This is a genomic window from Roseivivax sediminis, from assembly GCF_900112685.1.
Lineage (GTDB): Bacteria > Pseudomonadota > Alphaproteobacteria > Rhodobacterales > Rhodobacteraceae > Roseivivax > Roseivivax sediminis.
Genome location: NZ_FOMS01000005.1, coordinates 1 through 17,905, shown reverse-complemented (window position 1 = coordinate 17,905; position 17,905 = coordinate 1). Strand labels below are relative to the sequence as shown.

The 17,905-nt window shown below is 65.2% G+C and carries 21 protein-coding genes; 13 read left to right on the top strand and 8 right to left on the bottom strand.

The annotated features are described in order from the left end of the window. The first annotated feature begins 1 nt into the window (after position 1). The gene (locus tag F3H57_RS08975; RefSeq protein WP_076695387.1) at positions 2-733 is read left to right on the top strand and encodes a DsbA family protein; all 732 of its coding nucleotides are present in this window, start codon (positions 2-4) and stop codon (positions 731-733) included. Between the two features lie 40 nt (positions 734-773). Here F3H57_RS08975 and F3H57_RS08970 read toward each other — a convergent pair whose 3' ends face one another. Continuing rightward, the gene (locus tag F3H57_RS08970) at positions 774-974 is read right to left on the bottom strand and encodes a heavy-metal-associated domain-containing protein (RefSeq protein ID WP_149755576.1); all 201 of its coding nucleotides are present in this window, start codon (positions 972-974) and stop codon (positions 774-776) included. 162 nt (positions 975-1,136) lie between these two features. Here F3H57_RS08970 and F3H57_RS08965 point away from each other — a divergent pair, with 162 nt between their 5' ends. The 4 genes from F3H57_RS08965 (at position 1,137) to F3H57_RS08950 (ending at position 5,640) form a co-directional block, all read left to right on the top strand. Further along, positions 1,137-3,644, top strand: a complete 2,508-nt coding sequence (locus F3H57_RS08965) for a heavy metal translocating P-type ATPase (RefSeq protein WP_149755575.1) — start codon at positions 1,137-1,139, stop codon at positions 3,642-3,644. Positions 3,645-3,657: 13 nt separating this feature from the next. Continuing rightward, a complete protein-coding gene (gene cueR / locus F3H57_RS08960) occupies positions 3,658-4,083 on the top strand; it encodes a Cu(I)-responsive transcriptional regulator (RefSeq protein WP_149755574.1) in 426 nt (141 codons plus the stop codon). A gap of 59 nt (positions 4,084-4,142) precedes the next feature. Beyond that, positions 4,143-4,700, top strand: coding sequence for a class I SAM-dependent methyltransferase (locus F3H57_RS08955; RefSeq protein WP_223163021.1), 558 nt, complete (start codon positions 4,143-4,145; stop codon positions 4,698-4,700). 97 nt (positions 4,701-4,797) lie between these two features. Further along, positions 4,798-5,640, top strand: coding sequence for a DUF305 domain-containing protein (locus tag F3H57_RS08950; RefSeq protein WP_149755573.1), 843 nt, complete (start codon positions 4,798-4,800; stop codon positions 5,638-5,640). Between the two features lie 70 nt (positions 5,641-5,710). Here F3H57_RS08950 and F3H57_RS08945 read toward each other — a convergent pair whose 3' ends face one another. From F3H57_RS08945 to F3H57_RS08925, 5 genes are all read right to left on the bottom strand, one after another. Beyond that, positions 5,711-7,090, bottom strand: coding sequence for a hypothetical protein (locus tag F3H57_RS08945; RefSeq protein ID WP_149755572.1), 1,380 nt, complete (start codon positions 7,088-7,090; stop codon positions 5,711-5,713). Beyond that, positions 7,087-8,922, bottom strand: coding sequence for a site-specific integrase (locus tag F3H57_RS08940; protein ID WP_149755571.1), 1,836 nt, complete (start codon positions 8,920-8,922; stop codon positions 7,087-7,089). Before F3H57_RS08940 ends, F3H57_RS08945 begins: the two co-directional genes overlap by 4 nt. Positions 8,923-8,987: 65 nt before the next feature. Continuing rightward, the gene (locus F3H57_RS08935) at positions 8,988-9,461 is read right to left on the bottom strand and encodes a hypothetical protein (protein WP_149755570.1); all 474 of its coding nucleotides are present in this window, start codon (positions 9,459-9,461) and stop codon (positions 8,988-8,990) included. 103 nt (positions 9,462-9,564) lie between these two features. Then, positions 9,565-10,359 (bottom strand): hypothetical protein, encoded by a 795-nt coding sequence (locus F3H57_RS08930; protein WP_149755569.1) that lies wholly within the window; start codon positions 10,357-10,359, stop codon positions 9,565-9,567. Between the two features lie 197 nt (positions 10,360-10,556). After that, complete coding sequence (locus F3H57_RS08925) at positions 10,557-11,012, bottom strand: MerR family transcriptional regulator (protein WP_149755568.1); 456 nt, start codon at positions 11,010-11,012, stop codon at positions 10,557-10,559. Positions 11,013-11,086: 74 nt separating this feature from the next. Between F3H57_RS08925 and F3H57_RS08920 the strand changes: the two genes are divergently transcribed. The 7 genes from F3H57_RS08920 to F3H57_RS08890 all read left to right on the top strand — a co-directional run bounded on the left by F3H57_RS08920 (position 11,087) and on the right by F3H57_RS08890 (position 16,087). Continuing rightward, positions 11,087-11,482, top strand: a complete 396-nt coding sequence (locus F3H57_RS08920; RefSeq protein ID WP_149755567.1) for a mercuric transporter MerT family protein — start codon at positions 11,087-11,089, stop codon at positions 11,480-11,482. 13 nt (positions 11,483-11,495) lie between these two features. Beyond that, positions 11,496-11,792 (top strand): heavy-metal-associated domain-containing protein, encoded by a 297-nt coding sequence (locus F3H57_RS08915; RefSeq protein WP_149755566.1) that lies wholly within the window; start codon positions 11,496-11,498, stop codon positions 11,790-11,792. Then, positions 11,789-12,019 (top strand): mercury resistance system transport protein MerF, encoded by a 231-nt coding sequence (gene merF / locus F3H57_RS08910; protein WP_149755565.1) that lies wholly within the window; start codon positions 11,789-11,791, stop codon positions 12,017-12,019. The genes F3H57_RS08915 and merF overlap by 4 nt, the downstream gene beginning before the upstream one ends. Positions 12,020-12,031: 12 nt before the next feature. Further along, entirely contained in the window at positions 12,032-13,447 is a 1,416-nt protein-coding gene (merA, locus tag F3H57_RS08905) for a mercury(II) reductase (RefSeq protein ID WP_149755564.1), read from the top strand. Between the two features lie 3 nt (positions 13,448-13,450). Then, positions 13,451-13,813: a hypothetical protein gene (locus F3H57_RS08900; protein ID WP_149755563.1), complete on the top strand. Its 363-nt coding sequence runs from the start codon at positions 13,451-13,453 to the stop codon at positions 13,811-13,813. Positions 13,814-13,861: 48 nt separating this feature from the next. Continuing rightward, complete coding sequence (locus F3H57_RS08895; RefSeq protein WP_149755562.1) at positions 13,862-15,208, top strand: dihydrolipoyl dehydrogenase family protein; 1,347 nt, start codon at positions 13,862-13,864, stop codon at positions 15,206-15,208. A gap of 246 nt (positions 15,209-15,454) precedes the next feature. After that, on the top strand, positions 15,455-16,087 hold the full coding sequence (locus tag F3H57_RS08890) for a tyrosine-type recombinase/integrase (RefSeq protein WP_149755561.1): 633 nt from the start codon (positions 15,455-15,457) through the stop codon (positions 16,085-16,087). Between the two features lie 142 nt (positions 16,088-16,229). Here the strand turns inward: F3H57_RS08890 and F3H57_RS08885 are convergent, their stop codons facing one another. Further along, positions 16,230-17,081: a cation diffusion facilitator family transporter gene (locus tag F3H57_RS08885; protein ID WP_007803328.1), complete on the bottom strand. Its 852-nt coding sequence runs from the start codon at positions 17,079-17,081 to the stop codon at positions 16,230-16,232. 63 nt (positions 17,082-17,144) lie between these two features. Between F3H57_RS08885 and F3H57_RS08880 the strand changes: the two genes are divergently transcribed. Further along, positions 17,145-17,495, top strand: coding sequence for an ArsR/SmtB family transcription factor (locus F3H57_RS08880; protein WP_007803330.1), 351 nt, complete (start codon positions 17,145-17,147; stop codon positions 17,493-17,495). A 153-nt stretch (positions 17,496-17,648) separates the two neighbouring features. On the opposite strand, the gene F3H57_RS08875 is transcribed toward F3H57_RS08880, so the two are convergent. Beyond that, the coding region (locus F3H57_RS08875; protein WP_149755560.1) for a transposase at positions 17,649-17,905 on the bottom strand (257 nt) is incomplete at its 5' end.

Here is a 17,905-nt window from a genome sequence, read left to right as displayed (position 1 = left end):
AATGACGCTGAAGAAACCGATCCTTGCGCTGGCGATGGCAGCCCTGCTGCCGATGCCTGCGCTCTCCCAGGAGCTTGACGAGGCGCGGGTCAAGGAACTGGTCCTCGAGGCGATACGCGAGAACCCCGAGATCATCATGGAGGCGGTCGCGCTGCTCGAACAGCGGCAGGCGGATGCCCAGGCCCAGAACCAGTCGGACGTGCTGCGCAACCAGCGTGACCTGATCGAGCATGATCCGAACGCGCCCGTGCTCGGCAACCCGGACGGCGATGTGACCGTGGTGGAGTTCTTCGACTACAACTGCCCCTATTGCCGCCGCGCAAAACCGGAGATCCGGGCCCTGATCGAGGAAGACCCGAACGTCCGGCTCGTCTACCGCGAATGGCCCATCCTCGGCGAAGGATCCGTCTTTGCCGCCAAGGCGGCGCTCGCGGCCCGTGCGCAAGGCAAGTACGAAGACTTTCACTGGGCGATGATGGCGATTGATGGCCGCGCGAACGAAGCCTCAGTCATGCGTGTCGCCGAAGACGTCGGGCTGGACCTGGATCAACTGAGACAGGACATGGAGGCCCAGGAAGTTGCCGAGCACATTGAAACCTCGATGCGCCTGACGCAGGCGCTCGGGTTCAATGGGACGCCGTCCTTCGTCATCGGCGACGCGCTCGTGCCCGGCTTCGTCGAGAAAGAGCGTCTCTCCGATCTGGTGAGCGAGGCACGCGATTCTTCGCAGTGACGGTAAGCTCTGCGCCAGCGATGACCGGCGCGGGCCATGGTCAGGCGCTGACCTGCTGTGCGTCGTAGCCCGCGTCCTTGATCGCCGCGCTCACCTGCTCCGGCGCGAGGACGCTGTTGATGCTGACCCGGTGCGTGTCCAGGTCGCAGGCGACATCGGCGCCGGGGTCGGCGGCCTTGACCGATTTCTCGATGGCAGCCGTGCAGTGGCCGCAGCGCATGTCGGGCACATTGAATTGCATTGCGACGTCTCCTTGCGTTTGCTTCGCCGCAGATATGAGGATTCCAGCGGGTGGAAGGTCAAGAGGGCCGGTCACCGCGAAGAAAATTCATCCGCACGCTTGACCTTCCAGTGACTGGAGGCCCCACATGAGGGGCAGCCAAGAGGAATGAAGGAGGCCGTCATGCCCGAACCAACGCCCGTCACTCTCTCCGTCGAGGGTATGTCCTGCGCCTCCTGCGTGGGGCGCGTGGATCGTGGCCTGGCGGCGCTGGAGGGGGTCCATGACGTCTCGGTCAACCTCGCCTCGGAAACCGCCCGCATGACCGTCGACGATCCCGCGCGTGTAGGCGCAGCGGTCGAGGCGCTCGACGACCTGGGCTACCCGGCGCGCCGGGCGAAGGTGACGCTGAACGTCGAGTCGATGTCCTGCGCCTCCTGCGTGGGTCGCGTCGACAAGGCGCTCGAGGCCGTGCCGGGCGTGCTCGAAGTGAACGTGAACCTCGCCTCGGAAACCGCGACGGTGACCTACGCCGAGGGCGCGGTCACGCCCTCTGACCTGACCGCCGCCAGCGCCGAGATGGGCTACCCCGCCACGGTGGCCGAGGCCTCCGGCGGCGAGGACCGCGGCGCCCGCAAGGAAGAGGAGGCGCGCGGCCTCCTGCGCCAGACGGCGCTCGCCGCCGCGCTCGCCCTGCCGGTCTTCCTGGTCGAGATGGGCGGGCACGTCCTTCCCGCCGTGCACCACTGGATCGACGCGACCATCGGCCAGCAGACCAGCTGGGTGCTGCAGTTCGTGCTGACCACGCTGGTCCTCGCGGGCCCCGGGCGCATGTTCTACCGCAAGGGCATCCCGGCGCTGCTCAAGGGCGCGCCCGACATGAACAGCCTCGTCGCCGTGGGCACCGGGGCGGCCTACCTCTACTCGGTCGTGGCGACCTTCCTTCCGGCGCTGCTCCCCGAGGCGGTGCGCGCCGTCTACTTCGAGGCCGCCGCCGTCATCGTCGTGCTGATCCTGCTCGGGCGCTTCCTCGAGGCGCGCGCCAAGGGCCGCACCGGCGCGGCGATCCGCAAGCTGCTGGGCCTGCAGGTCCGCACCGCCCGCGTCCTGCGCGACGGCGAAAGCGTCGAGGTCTCGGTCGATGACCTCGCGACCGGCGACATGGTCCTCGTGCGGCCGGGCGAGCGCATCGCCGTGGACGGCGAGGTCACCGAGGGCTCCAGCCACGTCGACGAAAGCATGCTCACCGGCGAGCCGGTCCCGGCCGAGAAGGGCCCGGGCGATGCCATCACCGGCGGCACCGTGAACGGCGCGGGCAGCCTGACCTTCCGCGCCACCCGCGTCGGCGCCGACACCACGCTGTCGCAGATCATCCGCATGGTCGAGGAGGCGCAGGGCGCCAAGCTGCCGATCCAGGGGCTGGTCGACCGCATCACCCTGTGGTTCGTGCCCGCCGTCATGTCGGCGGCGCTGCTGACCGTGCTGGTCTGGCTGGTCTTCGGCCCGTCGCCCGCGGTGACGCTGGCGCTGGTGGCCGGGGTCTCGGTTCTCATCATCGCATGCCCCTGCGCCATGGGCCTCGCGACGCCGACCTCGATCATGGTCGGCACCGGCCGCGCCGCCGAGATGGGCGTCCTCTTCCGCAAGGGTAACGCGCTGCAGCAGCTCGCCTCCGTGGGCGTCGTGGCGCTCGACAAGACCGGCACCGTGACCGAGGGACGGCCCGAGATGACCGACCTCGTGCTGGCCGAGGGGGTCGACCGGGCCGACGTGCTGTCGAAGGTCGCGGCGGTCGAGTCGCGCTCCGAGCACCCCATCGCCGAGGCCGTCGTCCGCGCCGCCCGGGCAGAGGGCGCCCCGCGCGCCGAGGCCACGGATTTCACCTCCGTCACCGGCCACGGCGTCCGCGCCACGGTGGACGGCGCCGAGGTGCTGGTCGGCGCCGACCGCCTGATGGCCCGCGAGGGCATCGAGACCGGCGCGCTCGCGGCGCGCGAGACCGAGCTTGCCAGCCGCGGCCGCACCGCGCTCTTTGCCGCCATCGACGGCCGCATCGCCGCGGTCATCGGCGTGGCCGACCCCGTGAAGCCCGCCAGCCGCGCCGCCATCGCCGCGCTGCATGACAAGGGCCTGACCGTCGCGATGATCACCGGCGACAAACGCGAGACGGCAGAGGCCATCGCGCGCGAGACTGGCATCGACCATGTCATCGCGGGCGTCCTGCCCGACGGCAAGGTCGCCGCGCTCGATGAGCTGCGCGAGGGGCACCGCCAGGTCGCCTTCGTCGGCGACGGCATCAACGACGCGCCCGCGCTGGCGCATGCCGACGTCGGCATCGCCATCGGCACCGGCACGGACGTGGCGATCGAGTCCGCCGACGTGGTGCTCATGTCCGGCGACCTGCGCGGCGTGGTCAACGCCTTCGAGGTCTCGACCCGCACCATGCGCAACATCCGCGAGAACCTGTTCTGGGCCTTCGGCTACAACACCGCGCTGATCCCGGTCGCGGCAGGCGTGCTCTACCCGGCCTTCGGCCTGCTGCTCTCGCCGATGCTGGCCGCCGGGGCCATGGCGCTTTCGTCGGTCTTCGTGCTGACCAACGCGCTGCGCCTGCGCCGCATCGCGCCCGCCATGGACGAGCGCGCCATAGCACGCCCGGCCGCCCACGCGGCGCACGCGCCCGCAGAGTGAAAGGAGGACTGCCATGAACATCGGAGACGTCGCCCAACGCTCGGGCCTGCCCGCCAAGACGATCCGCTACTACGAGGAGATCGGCCTGATCCGCCCGCAGCGCGGCGAGAACGGCTATCGCCGGTTCCGCGAACAGGACCTGCACAAGCTGGCCTTCCTCGGCCGCGCCCGCGCGCTGGGCTTCACCATCGAGGACTGCCGCACCCTGATCGCCCTCTACGAGGACGAGAGCCGCGAGAGCGGGCAGGTCAAGCGCGTCGCGGAAGAGCACCTGCACCAGATCGACGACAAGATCGCGCAACTCCAGTCGATGCGCACGACGCTTGGTCACCTGATCCATGCCTGCGCGGGCGACCACCGCCCGGATTGCCCGATTCTGGAGGACCTGGCGAAGGATGTTCCGGAAGAGGCGGCCAGTGCATCAGAGGGAGTCCGCTGACGGGAACCGGGGACAGAGCGCACTGGGATGCGGTCTACGAGTCGCGCGAAGAAGAGGCCGTGTCCTGGTTCCAGGCGGTGCCGCAGCCAAGCCTTGATCTGATAGAGCGCCACGGCGGCGGCAACGCGGCATCGGTCATCGACATCGGCGGCGGGGCTTCGCGCCTTGCGGATGCGCTCTTGGCGTCAGGCTATCGCGACCTGTCGATCCTGGATATCTCCGAATCGGCGCTCGCGCGGACGAGAAAGCGCCTCGCCTCCTTGGCGGATCGGGTCGGTTTCATCGTGGCCGACGTCACTACTTGGAAGCCGGCCCGTCACTGGGATGTCTGGCATGATCGGGCGGTGATGCACTTCCTCGTGTCGGAGTCCGGCCAGGAGGCCTATCGCCGGGCGATGCTGGCGGCCACCGTGCCCGGATCCGTGGCGATCATAGGCACCTTCGCGCCAGACGGCCCCGAGCGGTGCAGCGGCCTGCCGGTGAGGCGCTGGTCCGCGGACGATCTGTCGGACTTCTTCGCACCTGAGTTCTCGCTCCTGGACACGCGAAGGCACCGGCACGAGACGCCGGGAGGGGTAACCCAAAACTTCGAGTTCGCTGTGCTCCGACGGGTTTGAGCCGTCGGTCCCAGACCCGGCCCGAGGTTCGACAAGGGGAACCCTCCAGCGCGGGAGTGTTGTTTCACACTCAATTAAAGGCAATTGAGGAGGCGACATGTCCTATATTCGGTTTGGTCTGATGATCGCGACTTCGACGATCATCATGTTCGTCCTGATGTATCTGAACACCTACGCGTGGGAGCATCTCTTCTTTTCCGAGACGCGCGCCTACATGGCCATCCTGATGGGGACAACGATGGCCATCGTGATGCTGTCCTTCATGCTGGCAATGTATTCGAGCAAAGCGCTGAACATCGCCATCTTTCTTGGCGCGGCGGTCGTCTTTGCCGGATCTCTCTGGCTGGTGCGCAGCCAGGTCACCGTCAGCGGGCCCAGCTACATGCGTGCGATGATCCCGCACCATTCCATCGCGGTCATGACGTCGGAGCGGGCCGGGATCGAGGACGCGCGCGTGCGCAAGCTCGCCGACGAGATCATCGCCGCGCAGCGCAAGGAGATCGCACAGATGCGCCATCTGATCGCGGATGTCTCCGGCGGCAACCTGGTCAACGACATCTACGAAGACCCCGCCGCCGAACCGGGCAGCGTCGAGGACGCCCTGAACAACACCCTGATTTCCAAACTTGACCTTTCGCCGCTCCCCGAGGAGGAGGCGAGCCGGGTCATCGACGCGCCGGGCGCATGCCGCTTCAACCGCAGTCCCGAGGCCGACCCCATCCTGTGGTCCGGACCGGACGGCGAAGCCGTGACCAAGCTCAATGGTGTCCTTGTCGGTCTGCAATCGTCCGATGGCAAGGCCGGCTTTGCCTCCGATGGCATGGAGATTGAGGTTCGGCCGCTCGGAGACGACGCGGACTGGCGGGGGAACGCGGAACTGACCTTCGCCCTCGATGCGGGGCTGACTGCAGGCTACCGGGGTTTCTGGTCGTGCGGCTGACGGCGAGCGTGACGGCACCCGGACTGTCTCGTCTACAATCTGCGTTGCGGTATCGCGCGGAGTCTCCACGTCATCCATTGTAGGCATCGAAGATGTCGTCGATCTCCTTTCCGGCGGCTGCGAGGGAGGCCTGTTTGGCGCGGTCGCCGGTGTATTTCTTCCGCGCCTGCTGCGAGGTGTGGTCATTCATCAACATGCCGGCCAGCGTCGCGTCCTCGCTGATGGCGAACACCACGTCGTAGACGATGGACCTGCAAATGTGAGCGCCGGTTCCGAACTCCGAGGACCAGACCTGCGACACGTAATTCTCGGCAACGGGCGTGCCGTCGGGATGGACGAATAGCGGCCATTCGTGCTGCTCGGCGATCTCGCGAAAGGTATCGAGATATTTCGGGTCATCATCCTGAAGCAGGCGGGCGTCGACGAAATGACATACGCTCGGATGCACCGAACCGGGGTATTCCTCTCGGCCGGGACGATGCCGGGTCTTGCGGAGCTTGTAGTCCCGGAGGCGGTAACGGCCCTCGGTCCAGACCAGGTCCCGGCCGAACCTGAGATCATGCCATTCGCGGCGGAGCGGGGTCAGCGGCGGCACCGCGATTGCCATGGCTCTATTGCGCTTGATGGCTCGCCTTGCCGGGTTGGTTTGCTTTACGATCTCTGCGAGGACTGCTTCGGCGCGCGGATGAATCGTCGTGATATCGATCGCGGCGAGGGCTGCGAACTTCTGCGCCGTCTCGACGCTGGCCCGGTCCCGCAGCTTCTGGAGAAGCTTGTCGATTTGCTTGATCAGGGGCTTCGGGTAGGCCTTCGAGAGCCGGAGGAAGTCCCTGAGATCGGCGAATGTCGCGATGATGGTTGAGGTGCTCAGTGGCGCGCCCCGGGCGGAAATTCTCGTCGTCTCATAGGTATAGAATTTTCGGAGCGAGGCTATTTCGAAGTCCTGCGCCAGCCCGCTTTCCCGCAGATACCAGCCGTATTGGCAGAGCTTCCGGGTCATGCGGTCGTAGAGATCCGGCACCAGCTTGATTTCGCCATCTTCTCTGCGGTCCCGGATCCGGGCCAGGTGCTGTTGCCATTCCGCCGGAAGGTCTTCTGGATAGAGTGAGATGGTCCGTTCATAGTCGCGACGCGGCTCACGCGAGATTCCGGCGAAGCGCGTGCAAGCGGTCAGGGACTGTTCTGCCGCACGCAGGGACGCAAGCGGCAGGGCTTCGGGACCGTCGGTCTTGATCATTGCCGCGACGGCATTGCCGATGGCGGCGGCGCCGTCATTGAGGCGAGCCCAGACCCGGCAGTCGGACGGCGTGAGTTCCGCGCAGCCATGTTCGATCATGAACTCGACCAGGCTGTCGAGTGCCTGCAACTCCGCGAGCGGCATGCCCAGCAGGATGGGAGAAGCCGCGTTGGGTTGCCAGTGCGGCTTTGCGAGGATGACATGACGGGTCATTTTCCGGCCAGAGCCTCCGCCAGGAGATCCTGCACTTCCTCGAGCTTCTGCCGCTTGTCGATCCACCCGTAATAGGTGTCGAGCACGCCGACCGAGCAGCCGAGATACGCGGCTGCCCGCCCTCGGTTGCTCCAATTCCGCGCGAGCAGCAGCGTTGCGAAGCCATGCCGGAAATTGTGCGGGAACATCGGCAGGCCGATCTCTGCGCTGCTTCGGGTTAGCCATTTGTAGAGCATGGACCCGGACAGGGGGCGCGCGGATCGCTCCGAAACGAACAGATGAGAAGCCCTCGCGCATTTTTTCTTTTTACAATAGTCCTTGTTCGCGAAGTCGAAGAGCGGCCGCGCTGTGGTCAGATACCAATCGAGCACCTCATAGCCGCAATACTTGTCATCCCGGATGTGGATGGGGGGCAGCTCAACATACTCGCCTTTCATGTCCTTGATGGGGATCCTCAGTTCGAAGAATTTGTTCTCGCCCATCGCCTTGCGGAAAAAATTCTGCCCGGTGCCGCTACACTCTGCAGCCAGCGCACTGCCTTTCCGCAGGCCGGCGCCACGGATTGCCAGCGCGGAGAAGGCGGCGCAGGTGGCAAGCCGCCGAGCATCGCGCAGTTGCGTTTTGGTCAAGACCTTGTCCGTCGCGAGGATGTCCTTCGCTCGCTCCTGGTAGAGCACGTGCTGCCGGAGAAAGGTCCGGACATCGGTTGGATTATGGATGAGGTCCTCGCAGAAGGTCCTGTTTTTGGGGGACATCTTCTCGCCCGACGCATGTCCCTCCTGCAGGTGCGGATTCTTCTTCAAGTTCTTCAGCCACTTCTTGGTCTTGAGGCCATTAGCCTTGCCGATTTGGGCGACGATGCGGACGTAATCTGCGGCGCTCCGAAGACTGAACCCGGCATCCGTTTCGGACTGGTCGATCCAATGTCGGATGGCGGCGATGCGAACCGGGGTCTCGAACAGCGAGTCGAGACAGTTCAACGACGCCAGGTCCACAACGCCGGTTTCCTGTGCGGCCCGGGCCAGTGCGACCAAGGCGGCGCGGTAGGTCTCGGCCGTTTGCGCGTTGAAATTCTCGGTGCAACTCTCGGAGACATCATCATAGGTGCTCTGGTCGTAGCGTGCCGCTTCCACCATCTCGGCGATCATTTTGCGCACGGAGGCGGGCACGGGTGTGCGGGCCGTCGGAACGAGGTAGTCCGTGTCGAAGTCCGGTGGCAGATGTGCTGCGATCTGTGGGAAGACGCGGTGGCGGGCAAGCGCTCTGAGAGCTGTTGCCGACGCGTCTCGCTCGTGGGCGGGCATTTGATCCAGGAAGGGCGGAACGATGTCAGGGGTCAGATCCATCGGGTCGATACCGGCCGCTCTTGCGCGGTCGGAAAAGGTGCGGATCGAGCCAAAGGTTCCGGGATGCACCGGACCGTGGTCTTTCGAGAGATCTTCCAGGAGGGCCAGGAAAGGGGTCCAGCCGTCGATGCGCTCCCGCAATGCCATCTTCGCAGCGACGAGACCAAGGGTGGTCCTGATCCGGCGGCGGACGACCTCGCGCCACTTGCCATAGCTGCCCTTCGACTTCCAGAAGTTCCGACCTGCACCCGGCAACGGTCCGGCACCGATCTGCTTGAGCGACGGAAAATTTGCGTCGAACCAGGCCAGGAGGTCGACCTCGTCGCCATCCAGGGTCGAAAGTGGTGCGTTGAAATACTCGGCCACCCGCGCAATACGGTTGCGTTCGGTTTCGTTGACGGTCTCGTCGAACACCGTTTGCATGGTTTTTGAGGTAGGCACTGCAACGGCCGTGGCGACCTGCGAGGCATCTGAGAAAAAACCCATTCGGTATTCCTTATCGGGTTGTAGGGAGGCGGCCGACGTTCCGGACGGCCGCGCGATTTCGGGGCTCAGTCGGACTTAGGTGCGGCTGCGGTTTTGCGGAAATTCGCGTAAAGGGCCCTGGTGCGCTTGACGCCAGTGTGCCCGAGAAGCTGGGCTGCCGGGATCGGGGAGTGGGGGGGCGCATTCGTCCGGGAGAGAAGGCTCGCCTGGACGTGACGGATCCGCATGACGGACGTGCCGAGCGCGAAGATGTACCTCCGGATGGCGCGGCGGACGGCGCTGCGCCAAGCTTGGTAGGCTTGGGCACTGGTCCAGGGTGCCTTGGCACCGTCGAAGCCGCCGCTCGGAAAGTGCGCATCGAACCAGTCGATGTCCGCGGGAATCTTCTCGAGGGGCCTGTCGAGGACGGTTTCGAGCCGGCGCAGGGCGGACTGTAGGCGCTGATCGGGTTCGTGCTCGAACACTTCCCGAAGCGTGAATGGCGTCTGGGCGAGCGGGTTCGCAACGATGCGGCTTTGGTATTTGGTCTTGGGAACCAAGGGATTTCCTTTCATCTGGTTCATTGAGGAGATTGGTCGCTTGGCGTGCACACGAAGCGAAAATGTGCACTCGAGTCGAAATATCCGGGAACTAAGCGACGCCTTATGTTCCCGACAGTTTCGCCTCGACCGGCGCACCGTGCAGGCCATCGCCTCGGCGTGCATTTGCGCCGGATCCTGTGCAGGAGAGCTGCGTTTCGGCTTGGGCGGCAGCGCGGGCCGTGGTCTCCGCGAACAGGCCGTCAGGCGCGCCGACGGTGGCGCCAGGCGCGACTTCCGAGCCGTCTTCGATTGTCTCCTCGGCCCGGGGGTCTTCCTCCGTGACGCGGTCCTCACCTGAGGACGCGAGCCTGTGCGCCACGTCCGAGAGGATGTAGCGGACGCGTCCCCGGCTGATGATGCGCGCGGGCAGAACGTCCTTGTCCGCGAGCATCGCGTCGATCCGGGCTTGCGGAACCCCGAGGGTCCGCGCCAGGCGCGAGGCGGGCAGAGCATGTCCAGGGATCGGGTCCAGGCCATGAAATGCGTTTCTGGGGCTCGCCAGAAGCTGCTCGACCTGCGCCCTCAGCATCAGATTTCGCTTCGGCCCCAACGCGTAGAGCGGGGGGTATGAATTGCCGGGCGCGCGGAGCTGGTCCAGGAGAACGTCGCCGGAGACACCGAACCACTCCGCTGCCTTCGTTGCTCGCACCAGGCCCCGGCCGAGCATGTCGTCTTCGAGGGGATCCGATGGGGTTACGCCGAGCAGTTGCTCATAAACTCTCAGCATCGGGAATTTTCGACCGAGCGGTTCAATGGCGAACCGGGCAAGGAAGGGGCGCACCTCGTTGCGCGAAAGCGTCGACCAAGTGTGCAGGTCGAGGAGCGTCGCGGCGTGAAATCGCGTGAAGGGAAGCATGGGCATCTCCTGTTTTGCAGGAGATGGTTCCGATCGCAGAGTGACAAAAAGAACCGGGGGTATCCGCAGATCGTGTCGATCGGCTCTGCGGACCTTCCTGTAGTTGGCTGCGCATGCTTCGCAGCCGCCGCGACAGCGCATGCCATCGCAAGAGTGGGCGGAGAGCCGACCTTCGCTGCACCTCCCATGAACGGCAGCTATTCGGACGCCCTCACTACTCGTTCTGGAACGGCCTGGCCCTCGCTGAGAACATCGAGCAACGGGCAGTCAGGGGTGTCGGTGCCGGTGCAGCGTGCGATCGTTCCGGCGAGAATGGCTTCGATCGTCTGGAGGTCGCGGATCTTCGCGCGGACCACGTCGAGGTGGTGACGTCCCATTCGTTCGACCTCGGCGCAGGTATGGCTACCGCGATCGACGAGGGACAGCAGGCCGCGGATCTCCTCCATGGTGAAGCCCAGATCCCGGGCGCGCATTACGAAGTTCAGCCGTTCCACATGAGGTGCGCCGTAGCGGCGATGGCCCGACTCCGTGCGCGGCGGATCGGGCATCAGGCCCACGTTCTCGTAGTAGCGGATCGTCTCGAGATTGCAGCCGGTCAGGCGCGCAAGGTCGGAGCGCTTCAGCTCGCTCGCGATGGCGTGATCGTCGGACATGAGAAAACCCCTTGATCCTGTAGTCGCTACAGACCCTATCTTGCCTGTCATCAAGCGGCAACCACGGTGAAGCGATGAGCGAGATGACTGAGACCGAGCGACAGGCCGGAGACCAACCGGACAGGGCTGGATGGGCCGCCACGGGCGCAGGTGTGCTTGGCGCATTGGCAATGACCTCCTGTTGCATCCTGCCGCTGGTGCTTGTCAGCCTCGGCGTCACCGGCGTGTTCATCGGCCAGCTCACGGCGCTTTACGCCTACAAATGGGTCACCTTCTCCCTCGCTGCCGCCGCACTCGGCTACGGCTTCTGGAAGGCCTATCGCCCGATGTCCACAGTCGAATGCGGCACTGGTGCCTGCGCCCGTCCGGTGGACCGCGGGGTGATGCGGACGCTTCTTTGGAGCGCATTGGCCGTCGTGCTGCTGGCCTTGGTTTTCCCCCACGTCGCCCCGCGCATTTTGACCTTCTGATACGGAGATTCCGATGAAAAAAACCCTTCTTGCCACAGCTCTGATGCTGGCCCCTGCGATGTCGCTGGCGGACGAGGCCGAGACCAGGCTGCACGTCACCGGGCTAACCTGCCCTTCATGTAGCTACATCGTCGCCAGCGCTCTAAAAAAAGTAGAAACCGTCAAGATCGCCGAGTTCACCGAGGGCGGGGCCAAGGACGGCACTTACCTGCTGCAATATGACGACGCCGTCATTGATCCCGAAGCCTTGATCGCGGCTGTGACCGGCGTCGGTTACGGAGCGTCTCTCGTCGCCGGGGGCGGATCGTGACCCAACCCCAGACACCCTCGGGCAAAAACGACCGCCTTCTGAAATACGGGCTGATCGGCACTGTTATCGCGGCGCTGTGCTGCTTCACGCCGATCCTCGTGATCCTGCTGGGCGCGGTCGGGCTGTCGGCCGTGCTTGGCTGGCTCGACTTCGTGCTCCTGCCTGCGCTTGCGCTGTTCCTCGGCATCACCCTCTACGCGCTTTGGCGGCGCCAACGCATCAACTGAAGAGAGACTGACATGAGAGATTGCTGCACCCCCAAGGGCGGCGCCTACGACCTCGCCGTGATCGGCGCCGGATCGGCGGGATTCTCGGCCGCGATCACCGCCGCCGAAGCCGGGGCGCGGGTCGCCTTGATCGGCAACGGAACCATCGGCGGCACATGCGTCAACGTGGGCTGCGTGCCTTCTAAGGCGTTGATCCGCGCGGTGGAAAGCTTGCATCACGCCCGCGCCGCGAGCCGCTTCGACGGCATCGGGGCCGAGGCCCGCGTGACCGATTGGGCCGCGACAGTGGCGCAGAAACAGGCGCTGGTGGAGGAGTTGCGCGTTGCGAAATATGCCGACGTTCTGCCGCAGCACGAGAACATCGACTACATAGAGGGCCGCGCCCGCTTCGACGGCGAGGGCCAACTCACTGTCGACGGCACGGCCCTTCCAGCAACGAAGATCGTCATTGCGACCGGTTCCCGTCCACATGTGCCAGCGATCCCGGGTATCGAGGCGGTCGACGCGCTCGACAGCACCTCGGCACTGGAGATGGACGAACTGCCAGCCTCGATGCTGGTTCTTGGCGCGGGCTATATCGGGGTGGAACTGGCGCAGCTCTTTGCTCGTGCGGGTGTCGAAGTGACGCTGATCAGCCGCCGCGGCGTGCTGCCGGAAGCCGAACCCGAGGTCTCCGATGCTTTGGAGGGTTACCTGTCCGAGGAAGGTATCCGCCTGGCGCGGGTCAGTGGCTACGAGAGCGTGGCGCGCGACGGCGGCAGTGTCCGCCTGACCGGAACGGGCGGAGAGAGCTTCGACGCCGAACGGCTGCTGCTCGCTACCGGCCGGGTGGCTAACAGCGATCGCTTGAACCTCGGCGCCGCCGGGATCGAAACTGACCCGCGTGGCGGGATCGTCGTCGACGCGCAGATGCGCACCGCCAACCCGGATGTCTGGGCGGCGGGCGACGTCACCGGGCGCGACCAGTTCGTCTACATGGCGGCCTATAGCGCCAAGCTCGCCGCCCGCAACGCGGTGGCGGGCGAAGCGCGCAGCTATGACAATGGCACGATGCCCTGGGTGGTGTTCTCCGACCCGCAGGTGGCGGGCGTGGGGCTGAGCGAGGCGCAGGCCCGGGCCGCCGGGCACAAGGTGATCACCTCGGTCCTGCCGCTCGACGCCGTGCCGCGCGCGCTCGCCGCTCGAGACACGCGCGGGCTGATCAAGCTGGTGGCGGAGGTAGGCAGCAAGCGGCTGTTGGGCGCGCAGATCCTCGCCCCCGAGGGCGCAGACAGCATCCAGACGGCAGCGATGGCGCTCAAGGCGGGGCTCACCTACGAGGAGCTGGGCGACACAATCATGCCCTATCTCACCACGGTGGAGGGGCTGAAGCTTGCCGCCCAGACCTTCGAGAAGGACGTGGCCGCGCTAAGTTGCTGCGCAGGGTGACCCATGAGTGACAAGTCTTCGCGCGATCTCCTTGGCTCGGTCAGCGGCTCTTTCATCGCTTGGTGGCCGCCCCTCGGTGCCATGCTTCTGGCGATCCCGCTGTCCGATGGCCCCAAGACGGTGATCTGGCTTTTGGCGCTGGTCTGGATGGGCGGGGCCTGCCTGCTCAACGCCCGACGCTGCGGGCGTGTCCATTGCCGCTACACCGGGCCCTATCTGCTGGCAATGACGTTGCCAGTGCTGGGCCACGGCACCGGGCTGGTGCCGTTGGGCGGCGAGGGATGGCAATGGCTCGGCCTCGCGGTCGGCGGGGGCACCGCGGCGATCTGGGGGCTGAGCGAGCGCTTCATGGGCAGATACCGCTGAAAAGCCCAGAGCACCCCCAGCCCAACACTTGAGAAACGAGGAGCATGTATGACCGAAACACTTGACCTGATCGTCATCGGCGCCGGCATGGCCGGGATCAACGCCGCGAAGAAATGCAGCAAGGCCGGCTGGTCGGTCGCCATTGTCGACGAGCTTCCCTACGGCGGCACCTGCGCGCTCAGGGGCTGCGACCCGAAAAAGATGCTCCGCGCCGGGGCCGAGGCGGTCGAGGCCGCGCAGCGGCTGACCGGCAAAGGTATCACGGGCGAGACCCGTATCGACTGGCCGGCGCTGATGAAGCACAAGGAGAGCTTCACTGACCCGGTGCCCGAGAACATGGAAAGCGGGCTGAAGGAGGCCGGGGTGCAAACGCTGCATGGCCGCGCCCGCTTCATTGCCGAAGACCGGATCGAGATCGAAGGTCATGGCGAGATCGGCTTCCGCCACGCGCTGATCGCTACAGGAGCAAAGCCGCGGCCGCTGGACTTTCCCGGCGCCGAAAAGCTGATCGACAGCACCGACTTCCTGAACCTCGCCGAGCTGCCGCGCCGGATCGTCTTCGTCGGCGGCGGCTACATCTCCTTCGAGTTCGCCCATATCGCGGCGCGGGCGGGGGCGGAGGTGACGATCCTCGACCGTGGTGCGCGGCAATTGAAGATGTTCGATCCCGATCTTGTCGACATGCTGATCGAGCGCAGCCGCGCGGCCGGGATCGAGATCATCCCCGAGGCCGCGATCGAGCGGATCGAGGAGGCGGAGGGAGCTCACCGGGTGGTCTACCGGAAGAGGGACGAGAACCATGCCATCGAGGCCGACCTCTTCGTCCACGGCGCCGGAAGGGTGCCCGCCATCGACCACCTCGACCTCGCCGCCGCGGCCATCGAGCCCGAGCAGGACGGCGTGAAGGTCACGCGCTGGCTGCAATCCCCGTCGAACCCGCGCATCTTCGCGGCCGGCGACGCCGCCGCCTCCCCCGGCAAGCCGCTGACCCCCGTGGCGGTCTTCGAGGGTAAGATCGCCGCATCCAACATGCAGAAGGACAAGCGCACCGAGCCCGACTACACCGGCGTGCCGAGCGTCGTGTTTACCATCCCCGAGTTGGCCCGGGTTGGTCTCCTCGAGGAGGAGGCGCGAGAAAGGGGCGAAGTCGATGTCAGCTTTACCGACACCTCGGGCTGGTTCTCACAGAAGCGGCTTGGCGAAAGCCATGCGGGCGCGAAGGTCATTACCGGCAAGGATGGCAAGGTGCTCGGCGCGCACATGTTCGGCCCAGACTACGCCGAGCTGATCAATGTCTTCTCATTGGCGATCAAGTTGGGGCTGACGGCGGCACAGGTGAAGTCGATGCCCGCGGCCTATCCGACGGGAGCCTCCGATATCGGCTCGATGTTCTGAAACGAGCAGCAGCCTTTCGCTGCGCGATCTTACAACGGCAGCTAAGGGCCGTCCTCGATGGGGCGCGCGTTGCTGCACTTGGGAACTGCATATCCGGTGTCGCGGTCAGTATGGGCTCGAAGCGGTCATGCGGCAGCGCGGCAGGCTCCAGCTGCGGAATCGTCGGGCGGCACAGCAGGTTTGCTATGCTCGGCCGTCGGCATGGTGCCGAAGATGTGGCGGGCGTGGTGGATCGGAGGAACCACCATGCAGACTGCAAACCTGCCAGCCATCCGCGCTTGCCGCCCCGCTTGGAACAAGGGCCGCATCGTCGGCCAGAAGCGTCCGCTCGAACCGCAGCATGTATGGGCGATCCGGGTGCGCCTCGAGATCGCACAGCAGACTCGCGAGCTGGCGCTCTTCAATCTCGCCATCGACAGCAAGTTGCGCGGATGCGACCTGGTGAAGCTGAAGGTCGCCGACGTCTATGCGGCCGGACAAGTGAAGCGCCGCGCCTCGATCGTCCAGAGCAAAACCCGGAGGCCGGTCAGCTTCGAAATCACCGAGGGGACGAGAAAAGCCGTCGCGGCTTGGCTCGAGGCTCCGCTGATGATCGGGTCTGAGCACCTCTGGCCTGGGCGCTTTCACGAACGCCGACATATCTCGACACGGCAATATGCCCGCCTCGTGCGGGACTGGGTGACTTCGATCGGTCTCGAGCCAAGCGCCTATGGCACTCACTCCATGAGGCGAACCAAGGTGGCGCAGATATATCGCAAGACTGGAAACCTCCGCGCCGTGCAACTCCTGCTCGGCCATATGAAGATGGATAGCACGGTGCGCTACCTCGGTGTCGAGCTCGAAGATGCGCTCGCCATCGCTGAAGCGGTGGAGCTCTGAGAAGCCGGGCCGGTCGGTAACGGCCGGCCCAATGCGGACCTTCGCACCAGGCGCGGCGAAAGTCTTCTTCGAGCCCAGACTCACCGATGCTGCGGGGCGCGCGAATGTCGGCTTTCGTCCGGCGCGTCGCACCATGATGGAGTTAGTCAGCTTCCACCAAGTCACTCCGGGCATCGCGGATGATCATCCACGACGAATGCAGGAAAAGCCCCGCGATCGCGAACGCGACGATCAGGTCGGGCCATGCACTGCCAAGCCACGCGACCAGCCCGGCGGCGATGACCACGGCGAGGTTGCCGATGGCGTCGTTGCGAGAGAACAGCCAGACGGCTCGCATATTGGCATCACCCTTGCGGTGCTTTAGCAGCGGCAGCACCGCGAGGATGTTTACGATCAGCGCACCTACCGCGAAGGCTCCCATCAACCCGGCTTCTGGCGTGGTCTGGTTGAGGACACGCCAGAGCGTGCTGCCGACAACGCCAAGGCCCAGAAGGCCCAGAAACACGCCTTGGATCATCGCCGACCGCGCCCGCCATGTCAGGCTCCAGCCGATGGCGAGCAGGCCCAGAAACGTGATCGCACCATCGCCCAGAAAATCGAGCGCGTCTGCCTTCAGCGCCTGCGAACCGGACAAGAACCCGCCGAACATTTCGACCACGCCGTATCCGAGATTGAGCGCGACCACGATCCAGAGCGCGCGGCGATAGCTCGGGTCCTTGTAGGCCGGATCGGACGATGTATCGCCGTCCTCGATCTTCTCGAAACCGTAGCCGGTCGCGTCGAGCGCGGGCCGCACTTTCGGCAGATCGCCGTCCGCGATCCGCAATGTCATGATGTGGGTGGCGGCGGACACTTTCACGTCGCCTTCGGCCACGCCCGCAGACCGGGCCGCGCGCTCGATCTCGGCGGCATCTTTCGCGCAGTCCATGCCTTGCACCCGCATTCGGATCGGGGAGGAGGCTGTCGCCAACTTGCTGTTATCGGGCTGGCTCATGTGCGATCCTTTTTGTGGTGGCGGGCGAAAAGGTACGCTGCTAACGTATCAGTGGATAATGATATGACAGCGCAAAACATTCAAGACGATCTTTCGGCACCCGATACACTGGAACTGCGGGCAAAGCTCTTCCGGGGCCTAAGCGATCCCAGCCGTCTGACGATCCTCGATGCGCTGGTGTCGGACGAACGCAACGTGCAGGAAATCGTCGGGCATACGGGTTTGGGTCAGCCCAACGTCTCGAACCATCTGCGCTGTCTGCTGGAATGCGGGCTGGTCAGTCGCCGCAGCAAAGGCCGCTTCGTTCGGTATCGTCTGGCGGACAGGCGGGTCGCCGATCTCATCCGTGATGCAGATCAGCTACTTGCCTCGACAGCCAACGGAGTTGATGCCTGCCAAAGCTATACGGACTAACCGGCGCGACCTGCTGCAATGTCCTATCGGTGCGCCAAACCTGAAGCAGCCATCTGCGCATCCGCAGCGAATGCACCCTTTGTCCGGATGTTGTTGAAAAACTCGCCTCAGTTTTCCCGTGGACTGGATAGCCATTGCGGTCCTGCCAACTTCTCAGGCCACTGAAGGCCTCAGCTTGGCGAGTTTGCGGAGGTTCTGGACGGTTGCGGCTATGTGGAACTCGTCTTTGGCGCCATTTGGTCCCCTGAGGCGAAGGCGGTCGAGGCCAAGAATGCGCTTCAGGTGAGCGAAGAGCATCTCGACTTTCTTCCGGGCGTATCCCGAAGTGACATAGGCATCGGTCTTGGCGATCTCTCGGGCTTTCTGGCGCGCGTGCTCGTACCGCGATCGGGAGATCTTTCGCGTGGCCT